This window comes from Gordonia alkanivorans (assembly GCF_004011905.1).
GTDB lineage: Bacteria > Actinomycetota > Actinomycetes > Mycobacteriales > Mycobacteriaceae > Gordonia > Gordonia alkanivorans.
Map to the genome: position 1 here is coordinate 3,865,068 of NZ_CP027114.1, position 12,090 is coordinate 3,877,157.

At 67.3% G+C, this 12,090-nt stretch carries 10 protein-coding genes; 4 read left to right on the forward strand and 6 right to left on the reverse strand.

The window, feature by feature from the left end:
- Positions 1-463 precede the first annotated feature (463 nt).
- From C5O27_RS17530 to C5O27_RS17540, 3 genes are all read left to right on the forward strand, one after another.
- The gene (locus tag C5O27_RS17530; RefSeq protein WP_006359827.1) at positions 464-1,039 is read left to right on the forward strand and encodes a 2'-5' RNA ligase family protein; all 576 of its coding nucleotides are present in this window, start codon (positions 464-466) and stop codon (positions 1,037-1,039) included.
- A 75-nt stretch (positions 1,040-1,114) separates the two neighbouring features.
- On the forward strand, positions 1,115-2,248 hold the full coding sequence (locus C5O27_RS17535) for a class I SAM-dependent methyltransferase (RefSeq protein ID WP_127963256.1): 1,134 nt from the start codon (positions 1,115-1,117) through the stop codon (positions 2,246-2,248).
- 34 nt (positions 2,249-2,282) lie between these two features.
- On the forward strand, positions 2,283-3,149 hold the full coding sequence (locus tag C5O27_RS17540; RefSeq protein WP_127963257.1) for a class I SAM-dependent methyltransferase: 867 nt from the start codon (positions 2,283-2,285) through the stop codon (positions 3,147-3,149).
- A gap of 20 nt (positions 3,150-3,169) precedes the next feature.
- On the opposite strand, the gene C5O27_RS17545 is transcribed toward C5O27_RS17540, so the two are convergent.
- The 6 genes from C5O27_RS17545 to C5O27_RS17570 form a co-directional block, all read right to left on the reverse strand.
- Complete coding sequence (locus C5O27_RS17545; protein WP_279636554.1) at positions 3,170-3,943, reverse strand: amino acid ABC transporter ATP-binding protein; 774 nt, start codon at positions 3,941-3,943, stop codon at positions 3,170-3,172.
- Positions 3,940-4,920: an amino acid ABC transporter permease gene (locus tag C5O27_RS17550; RefSeq protein WP_127963258.1), complete on the reverse strand. Its 981-nt coding sequence runs from the start codon at positions 4,918-4,920 to the stop codon at positions 3,940-3,942. Before C5O27_RS17550 ends, C5O27_RS17545 begins: the two co-directional genes overlap by 4 nt.
- 1 nt (position 4,921) lies before the next feature.
- Positions 4,922-5,860: an ABC transporter substrate-binding protein gene (locus tag C5O27_RS17555; protein WP_035755388.1), complete on the reverse strand. Its 939-nt coding sequence runs from the start codon at positions 5,858-5,860 to the stop codon at positions 4,922-4,924.
- A gap of 108 nt (positions 5,861-5,968) precedes the next feature.
- Complete coding sequence (locus tag C5O27_RS17560) at positions 5,969-7,057, reverse strand: isocitrate/isopropylmalate dehydrogenase family protein (protein ID WP_127963259.1); 1,089 nt, start codon at positions 7,055-7,057, stop codon at positions 5,969-5,971.
- Positions 7,057-9,804 carry a DNA polymerase I gene (polA, locus tag C5O27_RS17565; protein ID WP_006359993.1) on the reverse strand — a complete coding sequence of 916 codons (2,748 nt, stop codon included), beginning with the start codon at positions 9,802-9,804 and terminating at the stop codon, positions 7,057-7,059. The genes C5O27_RS17560 and polA overlap by 1 nt, the downstream gene beginning before the upstream one ends.
- Positions 9,805-9,882: 78 nt before the next feature.
- Positions 9,883-10,452: a GNAT family N-acetyltransferase gene (locus tag C5O27_RS17570; protein WP_006359994.1), complete on the reverse strand. Its 570-nt coding sequence runs from the start codon at positions 10,450-10,452 to the stop codon at positions 9,883-9,885.
- Between the two features lie 222 nt (positions 10,453-10,674).
- On the opposite strand from C5O27_RS17570, the gene C5O27_RS17575 reads away from it, so the two are divergent.
- Complete coding sequence (locus C5O27_RS17575; protein ID WP_006359995.1) at positions 10,675-12,090, forward strand: ABC transporter permease subunit; 1,416 nt, start codon at positions 10,675-10,677, stop codon at positions 12,088-12,090.

Sequence of the window (12,090 nt, forward strand, 5' to 3'; positions counted from 1 at the left end):
AAAACCCCTGATCAGAAGCATTTCGACCGGAGCGTGCGCCTGTCGCGCGTCATCGAGCGCACGCGCGTTCTCAAAGCCTACTCCAGCGGCATTGTGCTGGGCAAATGCCCTTGAAACGGCCCCTCCGAGAGTCCCATGCGTTGCCCCTCCGCCGGGCCGCGGCGCGCTTCGCGATTTACGACCGCAGTGATTCGACGGCGTCGTCCCGGTCGCCGGCCGACAGCCTGTCGGTGGCCGGCACGGCCGCCGTGGATCTACCCGTTCGGACGACTCGCCCACTTCATCGAATGAACCCAGGGAAACCGTGCGGTGAAACTGGAAGAAATCACTGTAAGCCTGAACTGCGCAAACGAAGCGACAGCCGAAAGCACCACCGACGCGGAGGGCAGACTCGTCATTCACCTGTTGGCGATCGTGGGCTGAACCACCGGGTGCTGCACGCGTGCTCTGGTTGACTGCATCCGTGGCACATTCGATCGAGTTGTTACCCGACAACGACACCGACGCCTGGGTGCGGCGCCGCTGGTCAGCGCTCGCCGACGTCGGTCTTCCCAGTGCGCAGCGCGTGCGGTCGGACACCAACCGTCCGCACGTCACCCTGTTGGCGGCGCGCCACATCGCGTCCGCCGCCGACGCCGCCCTCGGTCCCGCCGGCCAACGTCTACCGATGAAGTGCATCATCGGGGCGCCCGTCGTGTTCGGTCACGGCTCCCGTCACACCCTTGCACTGCTCGTCGTACCCAGCACCGAGTTGCTGTCGCTCCACGCCCAGGTGGCCCGCACGGTTCGCGGCCACACCGTCGACCCTGACGACACCGAGGCGGGCGCGGAGAATCCGAGCACCTTCGCGCACGTCGATCCCGGCGCCTGGACCCCGCACATCACCCTCGCCCGGCGCCTGACGTCCGCGCAGGTCGGCGAAGCGCTCGTCGCGCTCGAATCGCTCGGCAAACCGGATCGGATGTGCACCTTCACCGCGTTGCGACGCTGGGACCCCGATGCCCGGACCGAACACGTTGTGGCCGGACGGGCGTGCTGAGCTGCACCGGAGCTGTGAGTCGAGTCGAAACCGCTCCGTGACCGGCTCGAGAGCCAACGCTGCCATCGTCACACCATGACGATCACATCCGACAGCACCACACCACCCGGTCACGGCACGCACAACCCGACCGTCGCCTCCTCGTCACCGAGCGCCGACGAGTTCGCCGAACGATTCCTCAACTCCACCCTGGCCACCGCAGAGACCATGAGCGTCTATCTCGGGGAGCGACTCGGCTGGTACCGGTGCCTCGTCGACCACGGTCCGCTGACCGCCGACGACCTCGCTTCCCGCACGGCCACCGATGCACGGTACGCCCGGGAATGGCTCGAGATGCAGGCGGCCTTCGGCATTCTCGACGCCGACCTGTCCGGCAGACCAACGACATTCGGTATCCCACCCGGCGTCGCCGAGGTCCTCACCGACACCTCCAGTCGTTCGTATCTGGGTGCGCTCCCCCGGATGTTCGCCGCCTCGTTCGGCCGGCTGTCCGAACTACTCTACGCCTACCGCACCGGCGGCGGTGTCAGCTGGGAACAGCTCGGGGCCGACGCGCGCGAATGCCAGGCCGCACTCAACAAGCCGTGGTTCGACGCCGATCTCGCACCCGCTCTCGCCGCCATCGACCATCTCCATCAACGACTGTCCCGACCGGGCGCGAAGATCGCCGACATCGGTTTCGGCGCCGGGCATTCGACGATCGCCCTCGCCCACGCCTACCCGGACGCGACATTCGTCGGTCTCGACGTCGACGCCGCATCGGTGCAGATGGCGCGGGACAACGCCGAGGCCGAGGGTCTCGGCGACCGGGTGCAGTTCCATCTCGCCGGCGGAGAAGAGGCCGTGGCACACGGACCGTTCGACGCCGCCTTCGCCTTCGAATGCCTCCACGACATGCCGCGGCCCGTCGAGGTTCTCGCCGCGACGCGGCAGGCCCTCGCACCCGGGGCGCCGATGATCGTCATGGACGAAGCGGTATCCGACGAATTCTCGGGCCCGGCAGACGAACTCGACAAACTCATGTACGGGTTCTCACTGTTCGTGTGTCTGCCCGACTCGATGAGTTCGCCGCCCTCGGTCGCCACCGGCACGGTGATGCGACCCGCCACCCTACGGTCCTACGCCGAGCAAGCCGGTTTCCGGAGCGTCGAGGTGCTGCCGATCGAGGACTTCGCCTTCTTCCGGTTCTACGAGCTCCGCACCGGCTGAAGAGACGGCCGACGCCGGGCAATATCATCACTAGATGCCCACGAAGGACGACGACCGCGAGAACTCGGAGACCACCGAGCAGGAGCCCTCTGTGCGGCCTCCACGCGTCCTGGGCGACGTCGACTCCGCGACGAGTGACCGGGCGAGTCGCTGGTGGTGGGACCACGACGCGGAGAACTACCACGACGAACACGGCGACTTCCTCGGCACGTACACCGGAGGCGGCGACTTCGTCTGGTGCCCAGAGGGCGTCCGCGAATCCGAGGCCGGACTCCTCGGCGAGATCGAGGATCGCACGATCCTCGAAATCGGTTGCGGCTCAGCGCCCTGCGCCCGCTGGCTCGCTGCTCACGGTGCACACGCCGTCGGTGTCGACCTGTCCCGGCGCATGCTCGGGATCGGTCTCGACGCCATGGAGGCCGACGAGGTGCGCGTGCCGCTGATCCAGGCGACCGCGGAGACCCTGCCCTTCGCCGACGAGTCCTTCGACACCGTGTGCTCGGCGTTCGGCGCGATCCCCTTCGTCGCGGACTCCGCCGGCGTCATGGCCGAGGTTGCTCGTGTCCTGAAGCCCGGCGGCCGTTGGGTTTTCGCGGTCAACCATCCGATGCGCTGGATGTTCCTCGATGATCCGGGACCCGAGGGCCTGACCGTACGAATCCCCTACTTCAACCGCACGCCTTACACCGAAACCGACCCGAGCGGGCAGATCACCTACGTCGAGCACCACCGCACCATCGGCGACCGGGTCCGCGAGCTACGTGCCGCCGGGTTCATCCTCGACGACATCATCGAACCCGAGTGGCCCGACGACCACGACCGTGAGTGGGGCCAGTGGAGCCCTTTCCGCGGACGCTACTTCCCCGGCACCGCGATCTTCTGCAGCCACAAGCCCGGATAGCCGCGGGTACGCCCGGCGTCTCAGAGCAACTTCGACAGGAACTCCCGTGTCCGCTCCTCCTGCGGGTTGGCGAGGAGTTCGCGTGGGTCGCCCTTCTCCACGACGACGCCGCCGTCCATGAAGACCAACTGGTCGGCGACCTCGCGCGCGAAGCCCATCTCGTGGGTCACGACCATCATGGTCATGCCGGATGCGGCGAGTTCACGCATCACCTTGAGGACGTCGCCGACGAGTTCGGGATCGAGTGCCGACGTCGGCTCGTCGAACAGCATGAGCTTCGGTTCCATCGCGAGGGCGCGCGCGATGGCGACGCGCTGCTGCTGACCGCCGGACAGCTGCGCCGGGTAGGCGTCGGCCCGGTCGGACAGGCCTACCCGCTCGAGCAGGTATTCGGCACGTTCGACGGCGGCGGCCCGCTGCTGCTTCTTCACCTGGATGGGCGCCTCGATCACGTTCTCGAGAGCGGTGCGGTGCGGGAACAGATTGAAGTGCTGGAACACCATGCCGATGTCACGGCGTTGCGTCGCAGCGTCTTTGGCACTCATCTCGTAGAGCTTGCCGTTGCGTTCGCGGTAGCCGATGAGGTCGCCGTCGACGTAGAGGCGGCCGGCGTTGACCACGTCGAGGTGGTTGACGCACCGGAGGAACGTCGACTTACCCGAACCGGACGGGCCGATGAGGCAGGTCACCTCGCCTCGCGCGACCTCGAGCGAGATCCCCTTGAGGACCTGGACCGATCCGAAGCTCTTGCACACCCGGTCGGCGAGGACCATCGGCGTCTCGGCGGAACTCATGCGTTCTCTCCCCCGGTCGTGCGGCCGGCTCCCGGTCCGTCCGGGATGTCGTCGGCCGCGGCGGCCTGCCCGTCGGCCATCGCCTTGAGCTGGCGTGCGGTCAGCGCCCGGGTGGCGCCCCGCGAGTAATGACGCTCCACGTAGTACTGGCCGACCATCAGGATGCTGGTGACGGCGAGGTACCAGGTCGAGGCGACGAGCAGCAGCGGGATCGGTTCGAAGTTGACGCCCGAGATGTCGCGCACGCGACCGTAGAGATCGAGGGTCAGCGGCACCGCCGCCACCAGACTCGTCGTCTTGAGCATGGAGATCAGCTCGTTGCCGGTGGGCGGGATGATCACCCGCATCGCCTGCGGCAGCACGGTGCGACGCATCGTCTGCGACCACGACATGCCCAGAGCGATCGACGCCTCGGACTGACCCTCACCGACCGACGACACGCCTGCGCGCACGATCTCGGCCATGTAGGCGGCCTCGTTGAGCCCGAGGCCGATGACCGCGAACAGGAATGCGGCATTGAGGGTTTGGATGTCGAAGGACGCGAACTGGTGGACGAACGGGATGCCGACGTCGATCTGCTTGTAGATCGCCGGGAACAGTCCCCAGAAAACGAGCTGCACGTAGACCGGCGTCCCGCGGAAGATCCACAGGTACACCCAGGCGGTGCCGCGCAACACCGGGTTCGGTGAGAGCCGCATGATGGCGAGCGCGACGCCGAGGACGATCGCGATGGTCATCGCCAGCACCGTCAGCGCCAGGGTGTATCCGACGCCGGACAGCACGCGCTGGTCGAACAGGTAATCGGCGTAGGTGCCCCACGCGTAGGCCTTGTTGGTGGCGGCTCCGTAGACGAAGAGCCCCGCCAGCGCGAGGATGATGACCGCGGCGATCCACTGGCCCGGTCTGCGGAGCGGTACCGCCTTGATCGGTTCCGGCTCGCCGGCCGTGGTGGTGGTGTCGGTCTGCGGTGAGGTCATCTCAACTCACCGCCCCGTTGATGACGGAGACATCGATCATGCCCTCCTGCAGGCCCCAGTTGGCCGCGATCTCTTCGTACTGCCCGTTGTCCATCAGGTACTGGACCGCCTTCTGCATCGCGGGTCCCAGCGGTGAGCCCTTGCGCACCGCCCATCCGTACGGCGCCGAGTCGAACAATTCGCCGGCGGCCTTCAGCTTTCCGTTGGTGCGTTTGATGGCGTACGCGGTGACCGGCGAGTCGGCCGACATCGCCTCGACCCGGCCGAGGATCAGGGCGTTGACCGCCTCGTCCTGGCTGTCGAACTTCACCTTGTCGATCGGTGGGAGACCCCTCGCGACGCATTCCGCGCTCTTGGCCGGGATCTCGTCGGTGTCCTCGTAGGTGGTGGTCTGTACCGCGACCCGCTTACCGCAGGCGTTCGACGGGTCGATGTCCTCGTCGGAGTCGGCGGCCTGCGCCCATTGCACGCCGGCGCTGTAATAGGTCACGAAGTCGACCTGCTTCTCGCGTTCGAGGGTGTCGGTGAACGACGACATCCCGACGTTGTACGTCCCGGCCTGCACCGACGGGATGATGGTGTCGAACTGCGATTCCTTGTACACCGGAGTCAGGCCGAGGACCTTGCCGACCGCATTCATGAGGTCGACGTCGTAGCCGATGATCTTGCCGTCCGGCCCCTTGAACTCGTTGGGCTGGTAGGGCACGTTGACTCCGACCACCAGGCGTCCGGTTCGTGCGATCTCGGGCGGGACGAGTGCCGCGATCTCCGGGACCTTCTCCACGTCCACGTTGATCGGGGTCACCTGGTTGGCGCGTTCCCGTTCCTCGTTGTTCACGCACCCGGTGAGCACGACCGCGAGCGCAAGGAACACGCCGAGCAGCCGGGCCACGCGCGACCGGACACGGCGTCGGTCAACCCGCGTCGAGGCCCGTTCCACAACACATCCCTTCGATGACGAACAGATCACCTGATCAGACCAACTCACTGTAGTTTGCGCCCGCCTCGCCGGCTGGCTACCGGATGTTCACGCACGTCTTCGCGCGCGTCATGCAGCCACGGTTCGCCGCGCCACCTCGTCGGCGAACTCGCTGGTCGATGACGTCCCACCCAGGTCAGCGGTCGCGATGGAGACCGCGAGGGTGTCGGCGACGGCGGAATCCATCCGGTCGGCCGCCGCGACGAGCGCCGGATCGTCGGTCATCAGCCCGTACCGCCGGAACCCCATCGACACCGACGCGATCATCGCGACCGGGTTCGCGACGCCCCGCCCGGCGATGTCGGGAGCTGCTCCATGAGTTGCCTGCGCCATCACCTGGGTCTCCGAGCAGTTCACCGAACCCGCGATGCCGAGCGAGCCGGCGAGTTCCCCGGCGAGGTCCGACAGGATGTCGCCGAAGAGGTTCTCGGTGACGACGACGTCGAAGTCGGCGGGGCGTCGGACGAGCAGCGCCGCCATGGCGTCGACGTGCTGTTCGGTCACCTCCACGTCGGGGAACTCCTCGCCGACCTCCCGGCATGCGTCGCGGAACAGGCCGGTCGTCAGGCGCAGCACGTTCGCCTTGTGCACGATGGTCACCCGGGCCGGGCGTCCCGAGACCGCGCGGTCGCGGGCGGCTTCGAAGGCGACCCGCGCGATGCGCTCACTGGCCGCGCGGGTCACGAGCCCCACTGCCAGCGCGACGTCGGGAGTCGGCATGAACTCACCGCTCCCGACCGCCATGTTGCGGTCGGCGTACAGGCCCTCGGAGTTCTCGCGGACGATCAGCACATCGATGTCGGGTGCGGTGGCGGGTACCCCCGAAAAGGCCTTGGCGGGACGGAGATTGGCGAACAGCCCGTACCGGGTGCGCAAAACCGCGCCCGGGGTGCGGCTGCTGTGCTCGGGCGGATACGACGCGGAATCGTGCGGTCCGACGATCCAGAGTCCCAGATCGTCGAGCGCCGACAATGTCGCGTCCGGCACCGGTTCGCCGTGGGACGCGATGGCGGCGGCGCCGAACGGGAGTTCGTCCCAGTCGATCCGCAAGTCCTCCGCCGCCGCAGCCGCGTCGGCGACCATGATGGCGGCGGGCACGACTTCCAGACCGATGCCGTCGCCGGTGAGAACGCCGACCCGCATGGGCGAGGAGACCATCAGTGGGCCGCGTCGTCCCAGGACCGACCGAACCCGACCGACACCTCGAGCGGGACCGACAGCGTGATGGCGTTGCCCATCTCCTCGCGCACCGCGGCTTCGACCGCGTCGCGCTCGCCGGCGGCCACCTCGACCACGAGTTCGTCGTGGACCTGCAGCAGCACCCGCGACGTCAGCTTCTCGGCGAGGAAACGCTTGTGCACGTTGATCATCGCGACCTTGATGATGTCGGCGGCGGTGCCCTGGATGGGTGCGTTGAGCGCCATCCGCTCCGCGGACTGGCGTCGTTGCCAGTTGTCGCTGTTCAGGTCGGGCAGGTAACGCCGGCGGCCGAACAGGGTCGCCGTGTACTCGTTGCGCCGGGCTTCGGCGACCACGTCGTGCAGGTAGTCCCGCACACCGCCGAACCGCGCGAAGTACGCTTCCATCTGGTCCTTGGCCTCCTCACGGCTGATCTTCAGCTGGGCCGCGAGCCCGAAGGCACTGAGGCCGTAGGCGAGTCCGTACGACATCGCCTTCACGCGGTGGCGCATCTCGGTGGTCACCTCGTCGATCGGCACCCCGAAGGCGCGCGATCCGACGAAGTTGTGCAGGTCCTCCCCGGTGTTGAAGGCCTCGATCAGCCCTTCGTCCTCCGACAGATGGGCCATGATCCGCATCTCGATCTGGCTGTAGTCGGCGGTCATCAGGCAGTCGTAGTTCACGCCCGAATCCTGATCCGTGCCCACGATGAAGCCGCGACGGATCTCGCGGCCGGCCTCGGTGCGGACCGGGATGTTCTGCAGGTTCGGTTCGGTCGACGACAGGCGGCCGGTCGCGGCGATGGTCTGGTTGAACGTCGTGTGGATGCGCCCGTCGTCGGCCACCGACTTCAGCAGACCGTCGACGGTGACCTTCAACCGCGTGGCGTCGCGATGCTCGAGAAGGTGTGCGAGGAAAGGATGTTCGGTCTTCTCGTACAACGACTGCAGCGCGTCTGCGTCGGTGGTGTAGCCGGTCTTGGTCTTCTTGGTCTTCGGCATGTCGAGCTTGTCGAAGAGCACGGTCTGCAGCTGCTTCGGCGAACCGAGGTTGATCTGTTCACCGATGACCTCGTAGGCCGACTCGGCGGCCGCTCGGATCCGGTCGTTGAACATCTGTGCCAGCGCATTGAAGTGATCGACGTCGACAGCTATGCCGGCGGCCTCGAGGTCGGCGAGGACGAACGACAGCGGCAACTCCATCTCGGTCAGCAGCGGCTTGGAGTCGATGCGGTCGAGTTCGGTGTCGAGGGTGTCGGCGAGCTCCTGCACTGCACGCGCCTCGAGCATGTGCTGTTCGGCGACCTTGCCCTCGGTGTCGTCGTCGAGCAGCGACATCTGGCCGTCGCCCGCCCCGGTGTCGGCGCGTAGCTCACGGCGCAGGTACCGCAGGGCGAGGTCGTCGAGATTGAAGGTCCGCTGCCCGGGGCGGACGAGGTACGCGGCCAGCGAGGTGTCGCTGGTGACGCCGTCGAGCTTCCACCCGCGCGAACGCAGCGCGTGTACCGCCCACTTGGCCTCGTGCACAGCCTTGAGCGCCTGCGGGTCGGCGAGCCAGTTGGCCAGGGCCGCATCGTCTTCCGGCGTCAGGGTGGTCACGTCGACATACGCCGACGAACCGTCGGCGGCCGCGATCGCCAGTCCGGTCGGGTCGGAGCCCACGACGACGTGCGGCGCGGTCACCGCGAGACCGGTCCGGCCCGTACGGGCGTGTTCGGTGAGCCATCCCGCGACCTCGCCGGCGCCGAGGACCGAGCCGTCGAGATCGAAGCCCGCCTCGGCCTCGGGCTCGACCGAGCTGAGGGTGGAGAACAGGCGGTCGCGCAGGACGCGGAACTCGAGGTCGTCGAAGAGCTGGTGGATGCGGTCGCGATCCCAGCCGACCATCGCGAGATCTTCGGGGCCCGCGGGCAGCTGCATGTCGCGGATGAGTTCGGTGAGCTGACGGTTGGTCTGCACCGAGGCGAGATTGGCGCGCAGCGCATCGCCGACCTTGCCCTTCACCTCGTCGACGTGATCGACGAGCGAGGCCAGCGATCCGTACTCGCGAATCCACTTCGACGCGGTCTTCTCCCCCACACCCGGAATGCCTGGGAGATTGTCGCTGGGGTCGCCGCGCAGGGCGGCGTAGTCGGGGTACTGGGCGGGGGTCAGACCGTACTTCTTCTCAACCTCTTCGGGGGTGAAGCGGGTGAGGTCCGAGACACCCTTGCGCGGGTAGAGCACGGTGGTCGACGGGTCGACCAGCTGCAGCGAGTCGCGGTCGCCGGTGACGATCAGGACCTTGAAGTCCTGTTCGCGCGCCTGGGTCGCGAGGGTCGCGATGATGTCGTCGGCCTCGAAGCCCTCGATCGCCATGACCGTGACACCCAGCGCGTCGAGGACCTCCTTGGTGAGGTCGACCTGCCCGTTGAACTCGTCGGGCGACTTGGAGCGCTGCGCCTTGTACTCCGGGAACATCTCCGAGCGGAACGTCTTCCGCGAGACGTCGAAGGCGGCGGCGATGTGGGTGGGTTCCTCGTCGCGCAGCAGATTGATCAGCATCGAGGTGAAGCCGTAGACCGCGTTGGTGGTCTGTCCGGTGGCCGTCTTGAAGTTCTCGGCCGGGAGCGCGAAGAACGCCCGATATGCCAGGGAATGCCCGTCGAGGAGCATGAGGACCGGTTGCTTGGTCTTGCCCTTGCTGCCGGTACGGGTAGCTGCCGGGGAACTCTGCGCTGGACTCACAGTCGCTGAGTCTAGTGATCCGTCCCGACACCCGGACCCGCCCCGCCCGGGGCGGTCGGACGGGTGGACGGTCAGGGGTCACATCGGCCGGTACATGGCCCAGACCCTGGGGCCGTCGAGCGGAAGTTCGAATTCCGCGGTGACCTGGAAACCGAACCGCTCGTACAGCGGGACATTGAGAGCGTTCGAGCTCTCGAGGTAGGCCGGTCCGTCGATCTGCTCGAGCCGGTGCTGCAACAGCGCCGTGCCGACGCCGGCCCCCTTGACCGGGGCGCCGATCTGTCCCAGATACCAATGCGGCTCTTTCGGACGATGCTTGGCGAACTCGGCCTCCAGCTTGATCCCGCGGCCGATCCGGGGCCCGAGAGTCCGAAGGAACTCCCAGGACGACACCAGCTGTGCCCTCGTCGAGATCTTGTGCCCGGGCGGATCCCAGGCGGCCGCGCCGACCGGCTGCCCGTCGCGCATCGCGAGATCGATCGTCGATCCCTTCCCGTGGATGTGGACGAGCAGAGTCCGGAACACCGCGCGGTGACGAGCGGTGTCCGGGTCCATCCACAGCGTCACGGGGTCGTCGGCGAACGCCTGCGCGAGCAGCGCACTCGCGAGTTCGACGTCTCTGGTCTGTGTGATGGTCACCGGCAGCATCCGACCAGGGTACGGCCCTGATGGGTACGCCAGCACCACATCGCATCGATCGAGCCCACCCTGCGTCGCCGCAGATGTAACTTCCGGGAAACGTCGTTGTCGTCACGTGGCGACGAAGCTGCGGCTAATGTCCCGCAGGGTGACCGGCCGCGCAGTGATCGGCCAGGTCATGGCCGATGGATGTCACTGGCGTACAGGTCCGCAAGGGAGGTACCACCCTCGATGACAGAGCCTGACCGGCAGGCCGCACTCGTGCCCGACGACCACACCGAACGGACTCACGCGCATCGCCCCGAGTGTCGGCCCGCCCGCCAGACCCGATCACCGTCCTGCCGCCCGCCATCCCGTCGGCGCCCATCGGCGTCGACGCGGCGCACCGCGCTGGCCGTCCTGCTGTTCGTCGCGGCGTCGATGCTGTGCGGGCTCTTCGGGACCCCGTCCGCCGACGCCGCCCCCGACGAGGTGCGGGTGTTCGGTGTCCTGCGGAACGGCGCCGAGAAGGTCGAGGGGGTGAAACTCGAGGCGAAGGACGCGTCAGGCACCGTCGTCGGGACGGCCACGTCGTCGGCGACCGGAGCCTGGTCGATCATGGTGCCGCCCGGGAGGTACACCGTCGTCGTCGACACCGACTCTCTCCCAGACGATGTGGAGGTCCAGAAGCCCGAGCTACCGGTCGATGTCAGTGGCGGAACGGCGCGGCCGGTCATCTTCTCGTTCGGTGAGGTGCGGACCGGTACGGAGGTCTCGGCGGTCGCCGAACTCACCCGTCTGGCCATCGACGGCATCCGTTTCGGTCTCATCATCGCCATCACCGGCGTCGGCCTCAGCCTGATCTTCGGGACGACCGGCCTCACCAACTTCTCGCACGGCGAGCTGGTGACCCTGGGAGCGGTGGTCGCGTGGGTGTTCAACGTGAAGGTCGGGCTACAGCTGATACCGGCGACGATCCTCGCGGTCATCGTCGGCGTCGGCATCGGCATCCTGAACGAGCTCGGTCTCTGGAGACCGCTGAGACGGCGACGAACCGGGCTGATCGCCATGCTCGTCGTGTCGATCGGCCTCGCCCTGGTGATGCGGTATCTGATCCTGATCTTCTTCTCCGACCGGGCCGAACCGTTCAACGACTACCAGGCACAGACGCAGATCGGCTCGGGTCCGTTCGCGATCACGCCGGTGAATCTGGCCTGCATCGTCATCTGTGTCGTGGTGCTCCTCGGCGTCGCTCTGTTGTTGCAGCGGACCAGGATCGGCAAGGCCATGCGTGCCGTCGCCGACAACAGGGACCTCGCCGAGTCGTCGGGGATCGACGTCGACCGCGTCATCCTGTTCGTGTGGGCGCTCGCCGGCGGCCTGGCGACACTCGGCGGCGTGATGTTCGCGCTCTCCGAACTCGGCGGCCGGGTGCAATGGGAGATGGGATTCAAGCTCCTGCTGCTGATGTTCGCGGGCATCACGCTCGGCGGACTCGGCACCGCCTACGGCGCCCTCCTCGGCTGCCTCATCGTCGGATTGCTCGTCCAGCTGTCGACCTACATCCTCAGCCCCGACCTGAAGTACATCGGCGGCCTGTTGATCCTGATCATCATCCTGACCATCCGGCCCCAGGGCATTCTCGGATCGCGAGCGAGGATCGGCTGA